The organism is Xanthomonas sp. NCPPB 3570 (assembly GCF_056725115.1).
Genome location: NZ_CM161513.1, coordinates 4,731,321 through 4,754,402 on the forward strand (window position 1 = coordinate 4,731,321; position 23,082 = coordinate 4,754,402).

A 23,082-nucleotide genomic window follows, 5' to 3' on the forward strand; every position below is an offset into this window, starting at 1 on the left:
GCGCTTCGCATCCCATCCCGCCTCCCGGAGCCGCGCATGTCCGCCACCGCTTTTCCCGTCTCCCGTCGCGCCCGCCGGGCGCTGGTCCTCGGCATCGGCCTGGCGCTCGCCGGCGCCGCGCAGGCGCAGGTGGTGCGCACGCCCGACGTGCCGGCGCCGCAGGACACGCCTTATCCCGGCACGCTGATCCTGCAGGTGGACGCCGGCGACGTGCGCCAGGGCATCTACCGGGTGCACGAGACCATCCCGGTCAGCGTCGGGCGGCTGACCCTGCAGTATCCGCAGTGGATTCCCGGCGACCATTCGCCGAGCGGGCCGGTGGCGATGCTGGCCGGCCTCACCCTCACCGCCAACGGCAAGCCGCTGCCGTGGCGCCGCGACACCTTCGACGTGTACAGCTTCCATGTCGACGTGCCGCAGGGCGTGAGTGCGATCGACGCCAGCTTCCAGTACCTGTCGCCGCGCGACGACGGCTTCGAGATGACCGACAAGATGCTGCAATTGGAGTGGAACAAGGTCGCGCTGTACCCGGCCGGCCACGACACCCGCGGCATCACCGTGGCGCCCAGCGTGACCCTGCCGGCCGGCTGGGAGTTCGGCACCGCGCTGGAGACCGCCAGCCGCGACGGCGCCACCACCACCTTCAAGCCGGTGGACTTCACCACCCTGGTCGACTCGCCGATCTATGCCGGGCGCTACTTCAAGCGCGTGGACCTGACCCCGGCCGGCGGCGCGCCGGTGCACCTGGACGTGGTCGCCGACGCGCCGCGGTTCCTGGACATCAGCGCCGAGCAGCTGCAGGCGCACCGCAACCTGCCAGTGCAGGCGATCAAGCTGTTCGGCTCGCACCACTACGCGCATTACGACTTCCTGTTCTCGCTGTCGGACGTGCTGGGCGGCAACGGCCTGGAACACCACCAGTCCAGCGAGAACGGACTGGCTGCCGACTACTTCAGCGCCTGGGACGAAAACGCGCCGGACCGCGACCTGCTGGCGCACGAGTACACGCACTCCTGGAACGGCAAGTTCCGGCGCCCGGCCGACCTGTGGACGCCGACCTTCAACGTGCCGATGGGCGACTCGCTGCTGTGGGTCTACGAAGGCCAGACCCAGTACTGGGGCTATGTGCTGACCGCCCGCGCCGGGATGTGGACGCCGCAGCAGTTCCGCGACGCGCTGGCGATGACCGCGGCCAACTACGACCGCAACCGCGCGGGCTTCCGCTGGCGCTCGCTGGAGGACACCACCAACGACCCCACCGCCGCGCACCGGTCCCCGCTGCCCTACCGCAGCTGGCAGATGAGCGAGGACTACTACAGCGGCGGGCAGATGGTGTGGCTGGCGGTGGACGCCAAGCTGCGCGCGATGAGCGGCGGGCGCAAGTCGCTGGACGACGTGGCCAAGGCGTTCTTCGGCATCGACGACGGCAGTTTCGCGGTCAAGACCTACACCTTCGACGACGTCGTCGCCGCGCTCGACGGCGTGGTCCACTACGACTGGGCCGACTACATCAACCGCCGCGTCTACCAGGTGGACCCGCCGCTGCTGGAAGGCCTGCACGCCAGCGGTTGGAAGCTGGTGTACACCGACCAGCCCAGCGCGTTCGAGAAGCAGTACGACGGCCGCCACCAGTCGGCGCGGCACCGCTACAACTTCGCCTGGTCGATCGGCCTGGTGATGAACGACGACGCCAGCATCAACGACGTGCTGTGGGACGGCCCGGCGTTCAAGGCCGGGGTCAGCAGCGGCGCCACGGTGCTGGCGGTCAACGGCCAGGACTACTCGCGCGACACGCTCAAGCAGGCGATCGCCGACGCCAAGGGTGGCAGCGCGCCGATCGTGCTGACGCTCAAGTACCAGGGCGGCGTGCGCGACGTGCCGGTGAACTACCACGACGGCCTGCAGTATCCGCACCTGGTGCGGGTCGAGGGCACGCCCGACTACCTGAGCAAGATCATCGCCGCACGGCGCTGAGCCGACACCGCCGCCGCTGCCGGCACTGCAGCGGCGGCAAATGCGCGACGCGACACCGTCACGCGCCGCACGCGGACGCTGGCGACAATGGCAGGCGTAACGTCCGTCCTGCCCCGGCATGCCTGCGATCGAGTTGCTGACCGTCAATGCGCACATGGGCTTCAGCGTGCTGAAGCGGCGCTTCATGCTGCCGGAACTGCGGGCGGCGATCCGCGCCCTGCCCGCGGACCTGGTGTTCCTGCAGGAAGTGCTGGGCGAACACCAGCTGCATGCCGGCCGCCACGCCGACTGGCCGGCGCAGAGCCAGTACGAATTCCTCGCCGACGCGCTGTGGCCGCAGTTCGCCTACGGCCGCAATGCGGTGTATCCGCATGGGCACCACGGCAACGCGCTGCTGTCGCGCTTCCCGATCGCCTCCTTCGTCAACCGCGACGTCTCCATCGCCGGCCACGAACACCGCGGGCTGCTGCATGCGGTACTGGAGGTTCCCGGGCACGCCGAGACGGTGCACGCGATCTGCGTGCACCTGGGCCTGCGCGAGGCGCACCGGCGCCGGCAGATCGGCCTGCTCGGCGCGTTGGTCGCCGAACTGCCGGCGCATGCGCCGCTGATCGTCGCCGGCGACTTCAACGACTGGCGCCAGCGCGGGCATCCGCTGCTGCAGCGACACGGTCTGACCGAGGCCTTCGCGCAGCTGCATGGACGCGTGGCGCGCAGCTTCCCGGCGCGCTGGCCGCTGTTGCCGCTGGACCGCATCTATGTGCGCAACTTGCGCATCGAGGCCGCACGGGTGTTGACCGGCCGGCCGTGGTCGCACCTGTCCGACCATGCCCCGCTGCATGCCAGGATCGTGCTGTGAACCGGGCAGCGGACCGCGACACGCGCTGGCGCCAGGGCCACAGCCTGCAGTTGCTGGAGAACGGCGATGCGTACTTCCCGCGCGCCTTCGCCGCGATCGACGCGGCCCGGCACGAGGTGCTGCTGGAGACCTTCATCTGGTTCGAGGACAAGGTCGGCCTGGCGTTGAAGGACCACCTGGTCGCGGCCGCGCGCCGCGGCGTGCGCGTGCACCTGCTGGTGGATGCGTTCGGCTCGCCGGATCTCTCGCCCGGTTTCGTGCGCGAACTGACCGAGGCCGGCGCCGAACTGCGCCTGTTCGACCAGCAGCCGACCCTGCTCGGCGTGCGCCTGAACGTGTTCCGGCGCATGCACCGCAAGCTGCTGGTGGTGGACGGGCGGATCGGCATGATCGGCGGCATCAACTGGTCGGCCGATCACCTGGCCGACTTCGGCCCGGAGGCGAAACAGGACTACGCGGTGGAGGTGCACGGCCCGGTGGTGGCGGACATGGTCGCGTTCGTGCGGCGGACCCTGGCCACCCACGGCACCGGTGCGGGGTGGGTGCCGCAGGAGCAGGTCGATGTGCCGCCCGCCGGCGCGGCCGAGGTGTGCTTCCTGCCGCGCGACAATGCCGGCCGCTCGCGCAGCATCGAGCGCGCCTACCGGCAGGCATTCCGCAACGCGCGGCACGAGATCGTGATCGCCAACGCCTACTTCTTCCCCGGCTACGGCTTCCTGCGCGACCTGTGCGCCGCTGCGCGTCGCGGGGTGGCGGTGAGGCTGATCTTCCAGGGCCAGCCGGACACGCCGCTGGCGCTGTTCGCCGCACGCGCGCTGTACCGGCATCTGGTCGATGCCGGCGTGCAGATCTTCGAATACTGCGAGCGCCCGTTCCACGGCAAGGTCGCGGTGATCGACGGCCACTGGAGCACGGTGGGATCGAGCAACCTGGATCCGCTGAGCCTGGCGCTGAACCTGGAAGCCAACCTGGTGATCCGCGATGCCGCCTTTGCGCGCGACCTGCACGGGCGCCTGCAACGACTGATGCAACGGCACTGCCGCGAGGTGGTGCCGGCGCAGATGCCGCGCGGGCGCTTCTGGCAACCGCTGCTGCGGCCGCTGCTGTTCCACCTGCTGCGCAACGTGCCGCAGTGGGCCAGCCGACTGCCCAAGCGCACGCCGCGCACCGCGGTGCTGCGGCGCAAGCGGCACGATCCATGAACCGACCGCGCAAACGCTGGCGCGTGTTGCGCCGATTCGCCTATCTGGCCTTCCTGGTGCTGGTGGCGGTGCTGCTGGTACGTGCGGCGCGCACGGTGGACTGGGCACAAGTCGGCACCACCCTCGCCGGCTACGGTGCCGGCACCCTGGCCGCCGCCGCCGGGGTCAGCCTGGCCAGTTACCTGCTGTATGCCGGCTACGATCTGGCCGCGCGACGCTACGCCGCGCATGCGGTGCCAGCGCCACTGGTCATGGCGATCGCGGACATCGCCTACGCCTTCAGCCTGAATGTCGGCGCGCTGATCGGCGGCACTGCCCTGCGCTACCGCCTGTACGGACGCGCCGGGTTGGGCCTGGCGACGATCAGCCGCGTGGTCGGCTTCGCCATCGCCACCAACTGGGCAGGCTATCTGCTGCTGACCGGCGTGCTGCTGGTCAGCGGGCGCCTGCGCATGCCGGCGCAGTGGACGCTCAGCGGCGCGGCGCTGCCCTGGATCGGCGCCGCGATGCTGGCCGCGGTGCTGGCGTATCTGATCGCCTGCCAGCGCGCGCATGGCCGCACGCTGCAGGTGCGCGGCCACGCCCTGCACCTGCCGCCGTTGCCGCTGGCGCTGCTGCAACTCGGCCTGGGCACCGGCAACTGGGCGCTGATGGGCGCCCTGCTCTACATACTGATGCCGGCCGGCGTGGCCTACCTCTCGGTGCTCGGCGCACTGCTGGCGGCGGCCGTGGCCACCGCCATCGCCCACGTGCCGGCCGGCATCGGCGTGCTGGAAGCGGTGGTGCTGCCGCTGTTGGGATCGCAGGCGCCGCAAGCGGAACTGTTGGCGGCATTGCTGGCCTATCGCGCCTTCTACTACCTCGGCCCGCTGCTGCTGGCCTGTGCGGGCTATGCGGTGCTGGAAGCGCGGTGGCGGCGCGGCGCGGGCTGAGCGAGGCCGTGCACTCGGCGGACCCAGCCTCCTGACCACCGGACTTGTTGCGGTACGCACCCGGTGCTAGCGTCGCAGCGCACGCGTCCTGGAGCAGGACGGTCATGCCGCCGCACGGATGCGCTCTTCGGCACCCCGGCACGGTCGACCGAGCGAAAGCGCGTAGCGCACACCATTGGCTGTCCTCATCGCCGCACACCATTCCCGGGAGGTCGCATGAAACTGCTGTTCGCCGTCGCGCTCGCGACGCTGCTGTCGCCGTGTCTGTCCGCATCCGCCGCACCCGTTGCGCCCTCGCCCCTGCTCGGCAACTGGGCCGTGGACGTGGCGCGCCTGGATCGGGCACCCCAGGATCGGCCCAAGGCCGTCACCCTGCGCTTCAGCGAGGCGGGCAAGGGCAAGTGGGCGGTCAAGGTCGACATTGCCGAACAGGGCGGCGGCACCATGCATGCCGAAGGCGTCGCCGCGCTCGATGGCCGCGCCACGCCGGTGAAGAACAACTTCGAGGCCGATGTCTTTGCCCTGCAGATGCCCGCGCCCAACGTACTGGTGATGATGCTGGCCAAGGACAGGAGCGTGGCCTCGACCCGCATCTACACCGTCGCCGCCGACGGACGCTCGATGACCGAGACCGTGTCCGCATTCGCACCGGACGGCACGCCGACGATGCGCACCAACTACTTCACCCGCGTCGCAGCGTCGCAGCGCTGACGCATGCGCAGGGTGACGCGTCGCCTGCGCACATCAGAACGCGGGCTACCAAGGATGGCAGCCGTGGCCGTCTGGACGAGCCTGCTCGGCGGCTGCGGCGCAGCGGGATCACCATCGCATCCCTCGCGCAGTGAACCGCCGCCGGTCTGGATCGGCATGCCGTGTTCGGCAACGACACGGCAGCAGGATCGGCGTCTGCTCGTATCGCCTGCCGACAACGCGAGAATCTGCGTGGATCGCGGTGCGGCACGCCTGGACTACCGCCCGGATGCCCTGCGCGTCATCGTTTACCGCAATAAGGTCGCCGCAGTGCTGTTGCAGTGCGCATCGGCGCAGCAGGCGGCGACGTTCTTTCGCGAAAATCAGGGCAAACGCGCAATTCTGGTCGTGGGCGACACTGCGATCAGTGAGCCTCACGTGTCATTGCCCACGATGGGGTGCGGGTGGCTATCCGCCAGCGACCTGCAGGACGCCATCACCCAATGCGAGCGCATCGCCAGCGCCTGGTCACGGCCGGCGCAGCGCTGCTGGACCCTGTGCAATCAGGGCGAAAACGCAGGCAGCGACGGCATCTGCATCGCGCACAAGCGCACGCCCTGATCGCGAGGCGGCACGAAGTCCGCCCGCTGCCGCCACTCACAACACCGTCAGATTGGCGTACGCCATCACCAGCCACTTGGCGCCGGCCTCGTCGAACTGCACCTGCACGCGGGCGTGGGCGCCGCTGCCTTCGTAGTCGATGACCACGCCGCCGCCGAACTTGGGGTGCTGCACGTTGGCGCCGAGCTTGATCGCCGGCGCCTCGATCACGCTGTGCCCCAGGCTGCGCGGCGCGCCCAGCGAGGGGCTGCGCGAGACTTGCACCTTCGGTCGCACTTCGTGCAGCAGTTCGCGCGGGATCTCGCGCAGGAAGCGCGAGGGCACGTTGTAGTTGTCCTGGCCGTGGATGCGTCGCGACTCGGCGTAGCTCAGCACCAGCTTGTGGCGGGCGCGGGTGATGCCGACATAGGCCAGGCGCCGCTCTTCCTCCAGGCGCCCGCTCTCTTCCAGCGAACGCGCACTGGGGAACAGGCCGTCTTCCATGCCGGCCAGGAACACGATCGGGAATTCCAGGCCCTTGGCCGAGTGCAGGGTCATCAGCTGCACGCCTTCCTCGCCGGCCTGGGCCTGGCCTTCGCCGGCCTCCAGCGAGGCGTAGGCCAGGAACGCGACCAGTTCGGTCATCGCCTGGCGGCCTTCGTCGGCGTCCTCGTCGCCGTCGGCGCGCACGAAGCGCGAGGCCACCGAGACCAGTTCGTCGAGGTTGTCGGTGCGCGATTCCGAGTCCAGCCCGCCGCGGCTCTCCTTGCCCCAGTGCTCGCGCAGGGTGGAGCGCGCCAGCACCTGGTCGATCTGTTCGGGCAGCGGCAGCCCGGCCACGTCCAGGGCCAGTTGCTCGATCAGGCCGAGGAACTGGCCCAGCGCGTTGCGCGCACGCGCGGCCAGGTCGCCGCCCTGCTGCGCGGCCTGTCGCGCCGCTGCCCACAGCGACAGCGACTGCGCGCGCGCCAGCCGTCGCACTTCGTCGAGGGTGCGGTCGCCGATGCCGCGCGGCGGGGTGTTGACCGCGCGCTCGAACGCCGCATCGTCGGCGCGGTTGGCGACCAGGCGCAGGTAGGCCAGGGTGTCCTTGATTTCGGCGCGCTCGAAGAAGCGCATGCCGCCGTAGACCCGGTACGGCACCTGTTCGGCGATCAGCGCCTCTTCGAACGCACGCGACTGCGCGTTGCTGCGGTAGAGCACCGCCGCCTCGCTGTAGCTGCCGCCGTCGCGCACCCACTGACGCACGCGCTCGACCACGTAGCGCGCCTCGTCCACCTCGTTGTAGGCCGCGTACAGGTCGATCGGCTCGCCGTCGCCCGAGTCGGTCCACAACTGCTTGCCGATGCGGTCGGGGTTGTGCGCGATCACCGCGTTGGCGGCGTTGAGGATGTTGGCGCTGGAGCGGTAGTTCTGCTCCAGGCGGATGGTCTGCGCGCTGGGGAAATCGGTGAGGAATCGCTGCACGTTTTCGACCTTGGCGCCGCGCCAGCCGTAGATCGCCTGGTCGTCGTCGCCGACCACGAACACGTGGCCGCTGTCGCCGGCGAGCACGCGCACGAACGCGTACTGGATGGCGTTGGTGTCCTGGAACTCGTCGACCAGGATCTCGCCGAAGCGGACGCGGTAGTGCGCCAGCAGCGCCGGGGTGTCGCGCAGCAGTTCGTGTGCGCGCAGCAGCAGTTCGGCGAAATCGACCAGGCCGGCGCGGTCGCAGCGCTCCTGGTACAGCGCGTAGGCGTTGCGCAGGGTGGTGACCCACTCGTCGCGCGGTTCCGGCTGGATGTGCTGGGCGCGGCGGCCCTCGTCCTTCTGCTGGTTGATCCACCACACGATCTGCTTGGGCGGGTACTTGCCTTCGTCCAGCTCCAACTGCTGCACCACGCGCTTGACCAGCCGCAGCTGGTCGTCGGCGTCGAGCACCTGGAAGCTCTCCGGCAGCTTCGCGTCCTGCCAGTGCAGGCGCAGCAGGCGGTGCGCCAGGCCGTGGAAGGTGCCGATCCACATGCCGCGGCTGCCGTTGCGCAACTGCAGGTCGGCGCGGTGGCGCATCTCGCCCGCGGCCTTGTTGGTGAAGGTGACCGCCAGGATCCCGTGCACCGGCACGCCATGCACCTGGTGCAACCAGGCGATGCGATGGGTGAGCACGCGCGTCTTGCCGGAGCCGGCGCCGGCCAGGACCAGGTAATGGCCAGGCGCGGCGGAAACGGCCTCGCGCTGGGCGGGGTTCAGATCGTCGAGCAAATGAGAGACATCCACCCGCGCATTTTAGCCGGTGCGGCGGCGCAGCGGCTGCGACAGCGCGCGTCGCCCGGCTCAAGACGTGGCGTCAATCGGTGCGGAACAGCCGTTCGGCGAGGAAATCCACGAACACGCGCAGCTTCGGCGACAGTTGCCGGCGCGACGGCCACACCACGAAGAACGCGCCGCCGTCGGCCATGTGCGCGTCCAGCACCGGCTGCAGGCGGCCGTCGGCCAACGCGTCCTGCGCCAGGAACGCCGGCATGCAGGCGATGCCCAGGCCGGCGATCGCCGCGGCGCGTACCGCTTCCATGTTGTTGCAGGTGAGCACCGCCGGCGGCAGCGGCGCCGGTTCGGCCAGTGGCCAATCCTGCGGCTTGCCGGTGTCGGGAACGCGGAACAGCACGCCATCGTGCGCGGCCAGCTCCGCCGGGGTCTGCGGCACGCCGCGGCGGCGCAGGTAGTCCGGCGCCGCGCACAGGCAGAAGCGAAACGGCCCCAGCCGCCGCGCCAGCAGCCGCGAGTCGGCCTGCACGCCGCTGCGGATCACCGCGTCCAGGCCGTGTTCGAGCAGGTCGACCACGCGGTCGTCGAACTCCAGGTCCAGCTCCACGTCCGGATAGCGCTGGCGGAATTCGGGCAACAGCGGCACCAGGAAGCGATAGCCGATGGTAGGCAGGCCGACCCGCAGCCGCCCGCGCGGTGCCTGCCGGGTCTGCGCCAGCGCCTCCTCGGCCTCGCGCAGGTCGGCCAGCACGCGCTGGCAATGCTCCAGGAACAGCGCGCCCTCGGCGGTCAACGCGATGCGCCGGGTGGTCCGCTGCAGCAGGCGCACGCCGAGCTCGCGCTCCAGCGCGGCCACGCTCTTGCCGACCGCCGAGGCCGAGATGCCGAGCACGCGGCCGGCGCCGACGAAACTGCGCTGTTCGGCGGCACGGACGAAGGCAACGATGCCGGTGAGGCGATCCATCTGGCGATATTAGAGCGTTTCATTCCGCAAAGCGTGGAGGATCGAGTCCTTTTTCGCGGATTGCCGCCCCAGTATCTCTAGTGGCCTTTCGACATCCGCCGCAAGAGCCGCTCCGATGACCGCCGCTTCGCCTCCCGATTCAACTCCCCTGCCGCGCCGCGGCGCCGCCCTGGCCGCGGTGTGCCTGGCCGCCCTGGCGCTGCCGCTGAACTTCTCCGGCGGTGCCGTCGCCACCCCAGCGATCGGCGCGGCCCTGAGCGGCAGCGCGCTGGCCCTGGCCTGGATCACCAACGCCTTCATGCTCAGCTTCGGCAGCCTGCTGCTGGCCGCCGGTGCGCTCGCCGACCGGCATGGGCGGCGCCGGGTGTTCCTCGTCGGCCTGGCGCTGTTCGCCGGCGCCAGCCTGGGGGTGGCCGTGGCCGGCTCGGTCGCGGCGATCGACCTGTGGCGGGCGCTGCAAGGCGTCGGTGCCGCCGCCGCGCTGGCCGCCGGCACCGCGGCGCTGGCACAGCTGTACACCGGCGCGGGGCGCACGCGTGCGTTCAGCCTGCTCGGCACCACCTTCGGCACCGGCCTGGCGTTCGGCCCGCTGGCCGCCGGCGCGCTGAGCGAACGGCTGGGCTGGCGCGCGATCTTCTTCGGCGTGGCCGCGGTCGCCGCGCTGGCGTGGGCCCTGGCCGCGCGCTGGCTGCCGGCCTCGCGCGACCCTGCCGCCGGTCCGCCCGACCGTACCGGCGCGCTGTGTTTCAGCGCGGCGCTGGCGCTGTTCACCGCCGGCCTGATCCAGGGGCCGCACAGCGGCTGGGGCAGCGCCGCGCCGCTGGCCCTGCTCGGCGCCGCCGCGCTGTTGCTGCTCGGCTTCGTGCGGATCGAACGGCGCCGCCGGCATCCGCTGCTGGACCTGAGCCTGTTCCGTTACCGGCGCTTCGTCGGCGTGCAGTTGCTGCCGGTCGCCACCTGCTACAGCTACGTAGTGCTGCTGGTGCTGCTGCCGCTGCGCATGATCGGCGTGGATGGTGCGCCCGCCGCCAGCGCCGGCCTGACGCTGCTGGCACTGTCGGCGCCGATGCTGCTGGTGCCGAGCCTGGCCGCGGTACTGGCGCAGCGCATCGCCCCAGCCTGGCTGTCCGCGGCAGGACTGGCGGTGGCCGCGGCCGGCCTGTGCTGGCTGGGCGCGCGGCCACCTGCGCAAGCGCTGCCGGCGCTGCTGCTGATCGGTGCCGGTACCGCCCTGCCCTGGGGTCTGATGGATGCGCTGTCGGTCAGCGTGGTGCCGACCGAACGCGCCGGCATGGCCGCCGGCCTGTTCGGCACGCTGCGCGTGGCCGGCGAAGGCATCGCCCTGGCCAGCGTGGCGGCTTTGCTCGCGGCCTTGGTGCAGATGCGGCTGGCCGCGGTCGCGCCGCTGCTGCCGCACGCCGCTCTGGCGGATACCGCACAGCGGCTGGTCGCCGGCGATCTGTCGGCCTGCTTGCAGGAGGGCGCGCTGTCCGCGACGCAATTGCGCCTGGCCTACGCCGCGGCCTTCGGCACGCTCACCCGGGTGCTGGCGGCGATCACCGCGCTGGCGGCGATCGCGATCTGCCTGTTGCTCGGGCGCACGCCGCAGAACGCGGTGGATGGGGGCCGCTGATCGCAACAGGTGACCCGCCTGTAGGAGCGGCAATGCTCGGCGCGGCTAGGAACGATGCAACGATCTTGTCGCCGTAGGAGCGGCTTCAGCCGCGACGGGCGTTACCGAAATCCCGGTCGCGGCTGAAGCCGCTCCTACAAAGGATGTCACGGCTGCGCCGCGCGCAACCGCGGCCGGCATGCGCGGCGGTGCTCAGTGCGCAGCGGCAGGCGCCGGCGACGCCAGCGCCAGCAACGCCTGCGCGGTCTGCTGCGCCTGCACGCGCAGTTCGGGGATCGCCAGGCTTTCCCACAGGCTGCCGATGCGCAGGCTGCCGAGCACGCGGATGCGCGGCGTGGCGCAGCCGTCGGCATCGAGCAGCGCGCCGTCGGCGGCGCTACCCACGCCGATGCCGTGCGGCCCCGGCTGCGCATGGCCACAGCCCAGCAACTGGTGCAGCAGCGGATTGCGCATGGTCTGCGCGCGCAGTTCGACGCCGGTGGCGTTGATCACGCAGTGCGCGTCGAGCTGCAGCGGCACGCCGTCGGCGCCCATGCCGTTGACCTGCACGCAGGCGCCGACCGGGAACACCGTGTCCAGCCGCGCGCGGTGCAGGCGCAACTGGCCGACCCGGCGCATCGCCTGCAGCTGCGCGAACACCGGCGCGGCGATGCGATGCCGGTGCACGTCCCAGTAGCGCACCACGTGGCGCAGGAAGCGGCGCTGCTCGGCGACCGACAGCGATTGCCACAGCGCCTGGCTCAGCGGGCGTATCCGGTCCATCACGCTCTGCCAGGGCCGGCCCTGCGCCTGCGCCGCGGCCGCATGGCGACGCAGCGCGCGCACGCGCTGGCGCAACGGCATCGCCAGCAATGCCTGCGCATCGAAGTCGGCCGGCGCGCCATGCGCGGCGTGCGGCAAGGGCAGCAAGGCGTGCCGCGAGACCACGTGCACCGGGCCGCGGTGCGCATTGGCCAGCAGGGTCAGCACGCTGTCGGCCATGCTCAGCCCGGAGCCGACGATGCACACCGTGGCCTCGCGCGGAATCGCCTGCAACTGCGCATAGTCCCAGGCCTCGATCCGCGACGGCGCGTCGAGACCGGGAGCGCCGCGCGCCGGCAAAGGGCGCAGGCTGTTGCCCAGCGCCAGCACGGTGGCACCGGCGTGCAGCTGTCCACCGTCGTGCAATTGCAGAATCTGACCGCCGGTCGGCTGCGGATGCAGCGCCAGCACCCGCGCCTGCCGCCATTGCAGGCGCGCAGGTCCCGCGGCCTGCGCCTGCAGCAGGCGTGCGCGCAGGTAGGCGGCGTAATGCCGGCGCTGCACGTAGGCCTCGGCCAGCGCCGCGCGCGCCAGCTGCGGATACAGCGCCTGTTGCTGCAGCCAGTCGAGGAAGTCGTCGGGCGCGTCGGCGAAGGCGCTCATGCGTCCGGCCGTCACGTTCAACAGGTGCTCGGCGCAGGGCGTCGCATAGGCCACGCCCTGCGCCAGCGCCGGCTGCGATTCGATCAGTTGCACGCGCAGCGCGGTGCTGGCCTGGCGCAGCACGTGCAAGGCGACCAGCACGCCGGCCGCGCCGCCGCCGACGATGGCGATGTCGCAGTCGTCGTCGACCGGGTCGCTGGGCACAAGCTCATTCATGCGGCGATTGTAAGGGAAGCCCCCACCGGCCCGGCCCGCGGCTGAGAACCGTGGTGCATGTGCCGGCACCGATCGCGCATGAGCGCGTCATGCGCCTGTCATCGGCATGCGTCACATCAGTGCATCGGCCAGGCGCGCGATGCCTTCGCGGCTGCGCCGCCACGCCGGCCGCTTGCGCCAGTCCTGCAGCGTCAGCACCCGCGCATCGGCCAGGTAGTCGGCTTCCACCGCGCGCAGCCGCTGCACCACCGCGGCGCTGTAGCACAGCATGCCGACTTCGGCGTTCAACGCGAACGAGCGGATGTCCAGGTTGATCGAGCCGACCAGGGCGATGCCCTCGTCCACGCTCAGGTGCTTGGCGTGCAGGAAGCACGGCCGGTACAGCGCGATCTTGACCCCGCTGCGCAGCAGCTCGTCGTAATAGGCTTCCTGCGCCCACGCGGTGAGCCGCTGGTTGTTGCTCTCGGACAGGATCAACTGCACGTCCACCCCGGACAGCGCGGCGATGCGCAGCGCGCTGAGCGTGGCCTCGTCCGGTACGAAGTACGGCGTGACCATGACGATGCGCCGCCGCGCCAGATGGATCAACGCGTTGACCGTGTCGCGCGCGTTCTCGAACGGATACGCCGGCCCGCTGGGCAGCAGCTGCGCGGCGACGCCGCCGCCATGGATGGAGGCGGGCGCGACCACGCTCAGGCGCTGCCCGGTCTCGATGAACCAGTCGCTGGCGAACACCGCTTCCAGATGCGCCACCACCGGCCCCTGCACCCGCGCCACCAGCTCGCGGTTGGGATGACCGGGCACGAACTGCGGCTCGGCCAGGTTCTGCGAACCGATGTAGCCGACGCGGTTGTCGATCACCGCGATCTTGCGGTGGTTGCGCAGGTCCATGCGGCCGCTGCGGCGCCAGCGCAGCCCGCCCGGCAACAGCGCCTGCACCTCGACCCCGGCCGCATGCAGGCGCTTGCGGTAGCGGCGCAGGCCACGGCGGCCACCGCGCGCATCCAGCAACAGCCGGCACTGCACGCCGCGCGCGGCGGCGCGCAGCAGCGCCGCGCTCACCGCATCGCCGACCGCGTCGTCGAACATCAGGTAGTACAGCAGGTGCACGCGCTCGACCGCCGCATCGATGTCGTCGATCAGCGCCTGCAACGAGGGCGCGTAGCGGTCGAGCAGCTCGACGCTGTTGCCGTGGGTCGGCATGAAGCCGCCCTGGCGCTCGACCAACGGCACCACTTCGGCGACCACGGTGTCGGCCGGTGGCGCCCAGCGCAGCGCGGTCAACGGCACCTGCTGCTCGCGGATCACCTGCGAGGCCAGCGCCTGGCGACGGATGCGCTCGCGCGACAGCCAGGGGTGGCCGAGCAACAGGTACAGCGGCAGCCCCAGCAACGGCACGAAGCCCACCAGCAGCAGCCAGCTGCGCGCGGCGCCCGGCGTGGTGCGGGTGGGGATCCACAACAGCGCCACCAGCCGGATCAACCAGTCCAGCGCCAGCAGCCACGTGCCTTCCAACCAGACCGGCAGCATCGCGATCCTCGCAACCCAGGTCGCCCGATTCTGCGGACTGCGCCGGCAAACGCAACCATGGCCGCAGCGGCGGCGGGGTTTTCCATTCCCCAGACGCACGAAACCCGCCTTGCGGCGGGTTCCGTGTCCAGCGTGAACAGCGATCCGAGGATCAGCCGATCACTTGATCTTGCCTTCCTTATACAGGACGTGCTTGCGCACGACCGGATCGTACTTGAGGAATTCCATCTTCCCCGGGGTGTTCTTCTTGTTCTTGTCCGTGGTGTAGAAGTGGCCGGTACCGGCCGAGGAAATCATACGGACCTTATCGCGCTTGCCTGCCATGATGCTCTACTCCTCAGACCTTTTCGCCGCGCGCACGCAGCTCAGCCAGAACGGTGTCGATGCCGTTCTTGTCGATGGTGCGCAGCGCGTGCGCGGAAACCTTCAGCTTGACCCAGCGATTCTCGCTGGCGACCCAGAAGCGGCGCTCGTGCAGGTTGGGCAGGAAACGACGGCGGGTCTTGTTGTTGGCGTGGGAGACGTTGTTACCCGTCTGCACACGCTTGCCGGACACTTGGCATACGCGGGACATTGCGCACCTCGATAGTAGTTTGGTCGCCCATAGCCTGGGAGACGGCGGCCCCGGCAGCCCTGCGGCCACCACGCGACATGGGAAATCAAACGGTTACGCTGGAAAAGGCCGGCCGGTGATCGCGCATCCGGCCGCCGGCCCCGACCTCGTCGGGCACAGCGAGCCGCGCATTATGCAGGCGATCAAGGGCTTGTGCAAGTTGTCCACAGGGCCAGGCGCCGCGCGCAGGTCCGGGCCGATGGATCAGGCGGGCGTTGCTATTGTATCCGGCGCAAGCCGCTTGCTAGCCTCGTCCAGACCATGCGCCGCCTGTTCCGTCCACTGCGTACCTCCCTGCTGATGCTGCTGCTGGCGGCGTTCGTGGTCGTGCCGGTGGCCGATGCGCTGGCCTGTGCGCTGGAGCCGGAATCGGCCGACGCGGTGCACGCGCCCGCCGCGGCGCATGCCGATGGCGAGGACAGCGACGGCAAGCATGCCGGCGCCTGCAGCCACAACCATTGCCACCACTCGAACCTGAGCTTGCCGGCGAGCGCCCTGGCCGTGTTCGGCGCGCCGCGGCCGGCGCGCTGGATGCAGGCCGCCGACGCGTCCCCTGCGGGCGTCGTCCAGGACGGATTGAAGCGCCCGCCCAGAGCGTGAGTTGAGCGTGTCCCGCGATCGCGGGTTTCCGTTTCCCTCACCTCTGGAATCTCTTCATGTCGACTCCGACACGTCGGCCGCCGCGCGCGGCCTGGCGGGTCGTCGCCGTGCTGCTGGGCCTGGCCCCGGCCGCGCTGGCGATGGCGCAGACCGCCCCTTCCTACGACACCTTGCTGCAACGCCTCGACCAGTTGCCCGGCAGCCGTGCGGGCACGGCCCTGGCCGAGGCCGCCGACGCCCGCGCCGATCAGGCGCGGGCACTCCCCAACCCCACCCTGTCCTGGTCCGCCGAAGACGCCGCGGGTAGCGGCGCCTATGCTGGCATGGGCAAGGCGCAAACCGTGCTGACCCTGTCGCAACCGCTGGAACTGTGGGGCCAACGCGGCGCGCGCCTCCGTGCGGCCCGCGCCGAGGCCGACGCGGCCGCCATGCGCGGCACGCAGAGCCGCAGCGATGCCGCCGGCGAGATGGCCTCGGCGTACGCGCTGGCCGAAAGCGCGCTGCGCCGTTATGCGCTGGCCGAGGAAGCGCTGGGCCTGATCCGCGACGACGCGGCCGCCGTCGAGGCGATGGTCGCGCAGGGCCGCGAGCCGCAACTGCGCGCAGTGCAGGCGCGCAGCGAAGTGGCCGAGGCCACCGCGGCACTCGACGAGGCGCAGGCGTTCCGCGACGCGGCGCTGGCGCGCCTGGCCGCGATCGCGCTGCTGGACACACCGGTGCAGTCTCTCGACGGCGGCCTGCTCGACCGCGCGCCGCCGTCGCCGCGCGCGACCGAGGCGGCAGCGCTGCCGGTGCGCATCGCCGCCGCGGAAGCCGAGGCCGCCGACCGCCAGGTCGAGGTGGAGCGCAAGCGCGCCCTGCCCGAGTTGAGCCTGACCGCCGCACAGACGCGTTTGCGCGAAGACCGCGCCCATGCCTACACACTCGGCCTCAGCCTCAGCGTGCCGCTGTTCGATCGCAACCGCGGCGGCATCCGTGCTGCCAGCGCCGAACGGCGCGCGGCCGAGGCGCGGCTGGAGCAGCAACGCCGCGCCAGCGCCGCCGACCGCCTGTCCGCGCTCGCCACGCTGAAGGCCGCCGACAGCCGCACGCGCGCGGCCGACGCGAGCGTGGCCGCTGCGCAGGAGGCCTACCGCCTGGCCCGCATCGGCTTCGATGCCGGACGCATCGCACAACTGGAGCTGCGCAGCACCCGCGCGGCGCTCATCGCCGCGCGCGGCACCGCGGTGGACGCGCGCCTGGCGCGGGTCGCAGCGGAAATCGCATTGGCCCGCCTGGAAGGGCGCGCGCCGTTCATGGAGGCACAATGAATCTGTCCCGTTCGATCTCCCTTGCCGGCAGCGTGCTGCTGGCGCTGCTGCTGGCCGCCTGCGCCGGCGACAGGCAGGCCGCCCCGGCGGCCGATGACGCCCACGACCATGGCGCCGAGGGCAAGGACACAGGCCGCGCACCGGTGGCCAAGACCGATGCCGCTGCCCACGCGGATGCCGATGCCGGTGACGTGGTGCGGCTGACGCCGCAACAGATCGCCGCCTCCGGCCTGGACGTGGTCGCGGTCGGCCGCGGCGGCGGTGCCTCGGTGCGCCTGGCCGGCCGGGTCGAACCGGCAGTGGGCGCGCGCGCCTCGGTGGCTTCCACCGTGACCGGGCGGGTCGAGCGCGTGCTGGTCGCGCCGGGTGCCGCGGTGCAGGCGCAGCAGCCGCTGGCCATCGTGGTCAGCGGCGAGGCCGCGGTGTTCCGTGCCAATGCGCTGGCGGCCGCAGCCGAGGCCAAGGCCGCCGGGCTGGCACATGCCCGCGACCGCGCCCTGGTCGAACAGGGCGTGGTCGCCCGCCAGGAGCTGGAAACCTCGCATTCGCGAGCGCTGGCGGCGCAGGCCCAGGCCGCCGCCGCGCAGGCGCAGGCCGCGGCCAGCGGGGCTCCCGATGCCAGCGGCCGCGTGCGCATCGTCAGCCCGGTGGCCGGCATCGTCGGCAACGTGCAGGTCACGCCCGGCAGCGTGGTCGCGGCCGGCAGCGTGGTGGCCGAGGTCGCCGATCCGGCGATGAACGAGCTGGTGTTCAGCGCGCCGCCGGCGCTGGCGGCGCAGGTCGCGCCCGGCATGACGCTGGAGGTGCGCGGGACGGGGGGCAGCTTCGCCGCCCAGGTCACGGCGGCGGCGGCCGACCTGCGCCAGCCGGGCGGTGCCGCGGTGATCCGCGCGATGCCGGTCGATGCGTCACTGCCGCCGGCCGGCTCGCCAGTCTCCGCGGTGCTGGTCACCGACGGCCAGGACAGCGCGCTCAGCGTCCCCACCGATGCGGTGCAGACCGTCGAGGGCCGCAACGCGGTGTTCGTGGCGGTCGCTGGCGGCTTCAAGGCGCAGCCGGTGCTGGTCGGGCGGCGCGCCGGCGACCGTATCGAGATCCTGGGCGGACTGCGCGGCGACGAACGCGTCGTCGGCGCCAACGCCTTCCTGCTCAAGGCCGAACTGGCCAAGGGCGACGCCGAACACGGCCACTGAGGAGACGACCATGTTCAACCTCATGATCGACACCGCCGTGCGCTACCGCTGGCTGGTGGTGGCCCTGGCCGCGCTGCTCGCCGCCGTGGGCCTGTTCCAGTTGGGCAGGCTGCCGATCGACGCGGTGCCGGACATCACCAACCGCCAGGTGCAGCTCAACACGGTGGCGCCGGCCCTGACCCCGGAGCAGATCGAACGGCAGGTGACCTACCCGCTGGAAACCGCGCTGGCCGGCATCCCCGGCCTGACCGCCACCCGCTCGCTGTCGCGCAACGGCTTTTCGCAGGTCACCGCTATCTTCACCGATGCGACCGACCTCTACTTCGCCCGCCAGCAGGTGGCCGAACGCATGCGCGAGGCGGCCGAGGCGTTGCCCGACGGCGTGACGCCACGGCTGTCGCCGGTGACCACCGGCTTGGGCGAGGTGCTGATGTGGACGGTGGACTTCGCCGCGTTCGACCCGGCGCGGGTGGCGCGACCGGGCGCGGCGGGCTGGCAGGCCGGGGAGGTCTACCGCACGCCGGATGGCGAGCTGCTGCGCACGCCGCAGGAGCGCGCCACCTATCTGCGCACCGTGCAGGACTGGATCATCGCGCCGCAGATGCGCTCCAGCCCGGGCCTGGCCGGCGTCGACACGGTCGGCGGCTACGTCAAGGAATACGGGGTGCATCCGGACACGGCGCGGTTGGCGGCGCACGGCCTGGGCCTGGCCGACCTGGTCACCGCCCTGCAGCGCGCCAACGTGCAGGCCGGCGCCGGCTTCGTGCAGCGTGCCGGCGAAGGCCTGGTGGTGCGGGCCGATGGCCTGGCGCTGAGCGCCGACGATCTCGCGCAGGCGCCGGTGGCCATCCGCAACGGCATCGTGGTGCGCGTGGCCGACGTGGCCGAGGTCGCCTCCGGTCGCGCCCCGCGCCTGGGCGCGGCCAGCCGCAACGGCCACGAGGCGGTGCTGGGGACCGCGCTGATGATCGCCGGCGGCAACAGCCGCACCGTCGCGCAGGCCGCGGCCGCGCGGCTGGCGCAGGTGAACACGTCGCTGCCGCCGGACATCGTCGCGGCACCGGTGCTGGACCGCAGCGTGCTGGTCAACGCGACCATCAAGACCGTGGCCAGGAACCTCACCGAAGGCGCGCTGCTGGTGGTGGTGATCCTGTTCCTGCTGCTGGGCAACCTGCGCGCGGCCGCGATCACCGCGCTGGTGATTCCGCTGTCGTTCCTGTTCGCGGTGATCGGCATGCACCGCTTCGGCATCAGCGGCAACCTGATGAGCCTGGGCGCGCTGGATTTCGGCATTCTGGTGGACGGGGCGGTGATCGTGGTCGAATCGACCCTGCTCCTGCTCGGCCAGCGTCGCGCCGCGCTGGGCCGCGGGTTGACCGCCGCCGAGCGCCTGGGCGTGGCCGCCGAGGCGGCGCGCAAGATGGCGCGGCCGGCCGCCTTCGGCCAGTTGATCATCCTGCTGGTGTTCGCGCCGATCCTCACCCTGGAAGGCGTGGAGGGCAAGACGTTCCAGCCGATGGCGGCCACCTTCATGCTGGCCTTGGTCGGCGCATTCCTGTTTTCCTTCAGCTTCGTGCCGGCGATGGCGGCGCTGCTGGTGCGCGAGCCGACGTTGCCGAACGACGTGGCGCATGCGGCCGGCGGCGCGCACGAAACGCGGCTGCTCCGCGCGCTGCGCACGCGCATCGCCCCGGTGATCCGCACCGCCGTCGCGCATCCGCGCACGGTCGCCGGCGGTGCGGTGGCGATGCTGCTGGCGGGCGTCGGCGCGTTCGCGCTGCTGGGCCGCGAGTTCATGCCGACGCTGGACGAAGGCAATGTGGCGATGCAGGCGCTGCGCGTGCCGTCCACCTCACTGGAACAGTCGCTGGCGATGCAGCTGGCGCTGGAAAAGGCCATCGCCACGCAGCCGGAAGTGGCGACCGTGTTCTCGCGGACCGGCACCGCCGAGGCGGCGATCGACCCGATGCCGACCAACATCTCCGACAGCGTCATCGTGCTCAAGCCGCGCAAGGACTGGCCCGATCCGGCGCTGGACAAGGAGCGGCTGGTGGCCCGCCTGGAGGCCCTGGCGGGGCAGCAGCTCGGCAACAGCTTCGAGTTCAGCCAACCGATCGAATTGCGCTTCAACGAGCTGATCTCCGGCGTGCGCACCGACCTGGCGGTGATGATCTTCGGCGACGACTTCGGCCAGTTGCAGAAGGCGGCCGAGCAGATCGCGTCGACGCTGCGCACGGTGGAGGGCGCGGCCGACGTGCGGGTGGAGCAGATCTCCGGGCTGCCCACGCTCGAGGTGACCATCGACCACACGGCGGCGGCGCAGGTCGGGCTGAGCGCGGCGGATGTGAGCGACGCGCTGGCCACCGGCATCGGCGGCCGCGCCGCCGGCAAGATTTTCGAGGGCGACCGCCGCTTCGACGTGGTGGTGCGGATGGACGATGCCGCACGTAACGATCCGGATCAGCTGGCCGCGCTGCCGATCGCCACGCCGACCGGACAGGTGATTGCGCTGTCGTCGGTGGCGCGCATCGCCGTCAGCGAAGGGCCGAACCAGATCAGCCGCGACAACGGCAGCCGCCGCGTGGTGGTGCAGGCCAACGTGCGCGGCCGCGACCTGGGCGGTTTCGTCGGCGCGGCGCAGGCCGCGGTGGCCGACGTGGCGTTGCCGCCGGGCGCCTACCTGAGCTGGGGCGGCCAGTTCGAGAACCTGCAGCGTGCCGAGCGGCGGCTGGCGACCGTGGTGCCGGTGGTGTTCCTGCTGATCGGCGGCCTGCTGTTCATGGCCCTGCGCAGCGTCAAGGAAGCGGTGCTGGTGTTCAGTTGCGTGCCGCTGGCGCTGGTCGGCGGCGTGCTCGCCCTGCTGCTGCGCGGCATGCCGTTCTCGGTCTCGGCGGCGGTCGGCTTCATCGCCGTGTCCGGCGTGGCGACCTTGAACGGCCTGGTGCTGATGCAGGCGATCCGCGAGCGCCTGGAGGCCGGCGATCTGCCGCTGCAGGCGGCGATCGACGGCGCCGGCAGCCGCCTACGCGCGGTGTTGACCACCGCGCTGGTGGCGATCGTCGGCTTCATTCCGATGGCCATCGCCAACGGTTCCGGTGCGGAGGTGCAGAAACCGCTGGCGACGGTGGTGATCGGCGGGCTGATCACCGCCACCGCGCTGACCCTGCTGGTGCTGCCGACCTTCGCCGCACGCGTGGCCGGGCCACGCCGCGCCGACTGATCCGCCGCTAGCCGGCGCCCTTCCCGCAGGAAGTGGCGCCGGCCTGGGCGGCGGCGGTCAGGCCTTCTTCTTGCGCGCGGCGATGTAGGCGCGGATCTGCTGCTGCAGCACCGGCAGCGGCACCGAGCCCTGCTGCAGCACCGCGTCGTGGAAGGACTTGATGTCGAAATCCGCGCCGAGTTCGCGCTCGGCCTCGGCGCGCAGGTCGAGGATGGTCAGCTCGCCGAGCTTGTAGCTCAGCGCCTGGCCCGGCCAGGAGATGTAGCGGTCGACCTCGGTGGTGACCTCGTGCTCGCTGAGCGCGGTGCGCTCGCGCAGGTAGGCCTGCGCCTGCGCGCGGGTCCAGCCCTTGTGGTGCACGCCGGTGTCGATCACCAGGCGGCAGGCGCGCCACATCTCGTAGCTGAGCCGGCCGAAGTCCTCGTAGGGCGTGGCGTAGATGCCCATCTCCTTGCCCAGCTTCTCGGTGTACAGCGCCCAGCCCTCGCCGTAGGCGGAGATGTAGTTCTCGCGGCGGAACGCCGGCTGCGCGCCCTGCTCCTCGGCCAGCGCGCCTTGCAGCGAATGGCCCGGCGAAGACTCGTGCAGGGTCAGCGCCGGCAGGTTGTACAGCGGCCGCGACGGCAGGTCGTAGGTGTTGAGCCAGTAGGTGCCGACGCCACCGCGGCCGGCGGTCCAGAACGGGGCGATGTCCGCCGGCACCGGCACGATGGTGAAGCGCCCGCGCGGCAGCGTGCCGATGAACTTGCCGACCTCCCCGTCCACGCGCTTGGCGATCCACGCGGCGCGATCGAGCAGTTCCTGCGGGGTCTTCACGTAGAACTGCGGATCGGTGCGCAGGAACTGCAGGAACGCCGGGAAGGTCTTCTGCCCGGCCGGCGCGTGGAAGCCGACCTGCTGGATGATCGCGTCCATCTCCTTCTGGATCCGCGCCACCTCACGCAGGCCGAGCTGGTGGATCTGCTCGGGGTCCATGTCCAGCGTGGTGTACTCGCGGATCTGCTGGCGGTAGTAGGCCTTGCCGTCGGGCAGGGCTTCGGCGGCGAGCGTGGTGCGCGCCTGCGGCATGTACTCCTGGCGATAGAAGGTCAGCAGCTGCGCGTAGGCCGGGATCACCTTGTCGCGCAGCGCCGCCTGCGCCTGCGCGCGCAGTTGCGCCTGCTCGGCGGCGGGAATCTGCGCCGGCATCTGCTTGAACGGCGTGTACAGCACCGCGGCGGTCGGATCCTTCAGTTCGGCCACATTGGCGATGGCGCCGTCGCGACCGTCGAGCACCGCGCGCGGCACGCTGAAGCCGCGCTTGAGCCCGGCGCGCATGTTGTCGGTCTGCTGCGCGAAGTAGCGCGGCACGTCCTCCAGCCGCGCGATGTAGGCGCGGTACTCGTCGGGCGTGCGCAGCGTGCGCCGGGCCATGAACGCCAGGTCCGACCAGAACGCGCTGTCGGAGTTGAACGGCATTTCGTAGGCGCGCAGGCGCACCGCCGCGGCCAGGTTCTCCACCTGCGGCCGGTAGATCGCCAGGTTGACCTGGTTTTCCGGCGAGAGCTGGGCGGCATCGAGCGTGTCCAGCTGCCGCAGCACGTCGTCCCACACCTTCAGGCGCGCGGCCTGCGCGGCCGCGCCGACGTCGGGCAGATGGGTGTTGTCGCCGCTGCTGTCGCTGTCCTCGTCGGCCTGGCCGAGCTGCGCCTGGCGCCAGGCCCACTCCTTCTCGTAGATGGCCTGGAAGCGCGCATCGGCGGCGCTGGCGTTGGCCGTGGCCGGTGTCGCACTGGAGGCTGCCGACGCCGGCGGTGCGGCCAGTGCGGGCGTGACCACGGCGAACGCGATCAGCAGGGAAATGGCCAGCGGGGTCTTGGCGAGCATCGGCATGGGCGGCACACGGCGGGAACGGA

Annotated in this window: 18 protein-coding genes; 11 read left to right on the top strand and 7 right to left on the bottom strand. The window is 71.5% G+C overall.

The features are described 5' to 3' along the window. Positions 1-36 precede the first annotated feature (36 nt). The 6 genes from AC1PLR_RS20425 to AC1PLR_RS20450 all read left to right on the top strand — a co-directional run bounded on the left by AC1PLR_RS20425 (position 37) and on the right by AC1PLR_RS20450 (position 6,278). Positions 37-1,974, top strand: a complete 1,938-nt coding sequence (locus tag AC1PLR_RS20425; protein ID WP_481102145.1) for a M61 family metallopeptidase — start codon at positions 37-39, stop codon at positions 1,972-1,974. A 118-nt stretch (positions 1,975-2,092) separates the two neighbouring features. Further along, the gene (locus AC1PLR_RS20430; RefSeq protein WP_481102146.1) at positions 2,093-2,833 is read left to right on the top strand and encodes an endonuclease/exonuclease/phosphatase family protein; all 741 of its coding nucleotides are present in this window, start codon (positions 2,093-2,095) and stop codon (positions 2,831-2,833) included. Continuing rightward, positions 2,830-4,035 carry a cardiolipin synthase ClsB gene (gene clsB / locus AC1PLR_RS20435; protein WP_481102147.1) on the top strand — a complete coding sequence of 402 codons (1,206 nt, stop codon included), beginning with the start codon at positions 2,830-2,832 and terminating at the stop codon, positions 4,033-4,035. The genes AC1PLR_RS20430 and clsB overlap by 4 nt, the downstream gene beginning before the upstream one ends. Continuing rightward, positions 4,032-4,967: a UPF0104 family protein gene (locus AC1PLR_RS20440; protein WP_481102148.1), complete on the top strand. Its 936-nt coding sequence runs from the start codon at positions 4,032-4,034 to the stop codon at positions 4,965-4,967. The genes clsB and AC1PLR_RS20440 overlap by 4 nt, the downstream gene beginning before the upstream one ends. Positions 4,968-5,183: 216 nt before the next feature. Further along, the gene (locus tag AC1PLR_RS20445) at positions 5,184-5,678 is read left to right on the top strand and encodes a hypothetical protein (RefSeq protein WP_481102149.1); all 495 of its coding nucleotides are present in this window, start codon (positions 5,184-5,186) and stop codon (positions 5,676-5,678) included. 63 nt (positions 5,679-5,741) lie between these two features. After that, positions 5,742-6,278: a hypothetical protein gene (locus tag AC1PLR_RS20450; RefSeq protein WP_481102150.1), complete on the top strand. Its 537-nt coding sequence runs from the start codon at positions 5,742-5,744 to the stop codon at positions 6,276-6,278. Between the two features lie 36 nt (positions 6,279-6,314). Here AC1PLR_RS20450 and uvrD read toward each other — a convergent pair whose 3' ends face one another. Then, entirely contained in the window at positions 6,315-8,516 is a 2,202-nt protein-coding gene (uvrD, locus tag AC1PLR_RS20455; RefSeq protein ID WP_481102151.1) for a DNA helicase II, read from the bottom strand. 70 nt (positions 8,517-8,586) lie between these two features. Continuing rightward, positions 8,587-9,468 carry a LysR family transcriptional regulator gene (locus AC1PLR_RS20460; RefSeq protein WP_267107136.1) on the bottom strand — a complete coding sequence of 294 codons (882 nt, stop codon included), beginning with the start codon at positions 9,466-9,468 and terminating at the stop codon, positions 8,587-8,589. Between the two features lie 115 nt (positions 9,469-9,583). On the opposite strand from AC1PLR_RS20460, the gene AC1PLR_RS20465 reads away from it, so the two are divergent. Beyond that, on the top strand, positions 9,584-11,101 hold the full coding sequence (locus AC1PLR_RS20465) for an MFS transporter (protein ID WP_481102152.1): 1,518 nt from the start codon (positions 9,584-9,586) through the stop codon (positions 11,099-11,101). Between the two features lie 192 nt (positions 11,102-11,293). Here AC1PLR_RS20465 and AC1PLR_RS20470 read toward each other — a convergent pair whose 3' ends face one another. The 4 genes from AC1PLR_RS20470 to rpmB form a co-directional block, all read right to left on the bottom strand. Further along, the gene (locus AC1PLR_RS20470; protein WP_481102153.1) at positions 11,294-12,721 is read right to left on the bottom strand and encodes an FAD/NAD(P)-binding protein; all 1,428 of its coding nucleotides are present in this window, start codon (positions 12,719-12,721) and stop codon (positions 11,294-11,296) included. A 111-nt stretch (positions 12,722-12,832) separates the two neighbouring features. Continuing rightward, entirely contained in the window at positions 12,833-14,251 is a 1,419-nt protein-coding gene (gene cls, locus AC1PLR_RS20475) for a cardiolipin synthase (RefSeq protein ID WP_481102154.1), read from the bottom strand. Positions 14,252-14,410: 159 nt separating this feature from the next. Further along, complete coding sequence (gene rpmG / locus AC1PLR_RS20480) at positions 14,411-14,578, bottom strand: 50S ribosomal protein L33 (RefSeq protein WP_169411268.1); 168 nt, start codon at positions 14,576-14,578, stop codon at positions 14,411-14,413. A gap of 10 nt (positions 14,579-14,588) precedes the next feature. Further along, complete coding sequence (gene rpmB, locus AC1PLR_RS20485) at positions 14,589-14,825, bottom strand: 50S ribosomal protein L28 (RefSeq protein ID WP_010342733.1); 237 nt, start codon at positions 14,823-14,825, stop codon at positions 14,589-14,591. Between the two features lie 300 nt (positions 14,826-15,125). On the opposite strand from rpmB, the gene AC1PLR_RS20490 reads away from it, so the two are divergent. Genes AC1PLR_RS20490 through AC1PLR_RS20505 form a run of 4 tightly spaced genes read left to right on the top strand, consistent with a single transcriptional unit; the run spans position 15,126 to position 21,187 of the window. Next, a complete protein-coding gene (locus AC1PLR_RS20490) occupies positions 15,126-15,464 on the top strand; it encodes a hypothetical protein (RefSeq protein ID WP_481102155.1) in 339 nt (112 codons plus the stop codon). Positions 15,465-15,520: 56 nt separating this feature from the next. After that, positions 15,521-16,774 carry a TolC family protein gene (locus AC1PLR_RS20495; protein ID WP_481102156.1) on the top strand — a complete coding sequence of 418 codons (1,254 nt, stop codon included), beginning with the start codon at positions 15,521-15,523 and terminating at the stop codon, positions 16,772-16,774. Then, positions 16,771-17,967, top strand: coding sequence for an efflux RND transporter periplasmic adaptor subunit (locus AC1PLR_RS20500; RefSeq protein ID WP_481102157.1), 1,197 nt, complete (start codon positions 16,771-16,773; stop codon positions 17,965-17,967). The genes AC1PLR_RS20495 and AC1PLR_RS20500 overlap by 4 nt, the downstream gene beginning before the upstream one ends. Positions 17,968-17,977: 10 nt before the next feature. Further along, the gene (locus AC1PLR_RS20505; protein ID WP_481102158.1) at positions 17,978-21,187 is read left to right on the top strand and encodes an efflux RND transporter permease subunit; all 3,210 of its coding nucleotides are present in this window, start codon (positions 17,978-17,980) and stop codon (positions 21,185-21,187) included. A gap of 57 nt (positions 21,188-21,244) precedes the next feature. Here the strand turns inward: AC1PLR_RS20505 and AC1PLR_RS20510 are convergent, their stop codons facing one another. Next, on the bottom strand, positions 21,245-23,053 hold the full coding sequence (locus tag AC1PLR_RS20510; protein ID WP_481103652.1) for a DUF885 domain-containing protein: 1,809 nt from the start codon (positions 23,051-23,053) through the stop codon (positions 21,245-21,247). Positions 23,054-23,082: the final 29 nt, after the last annotated feature.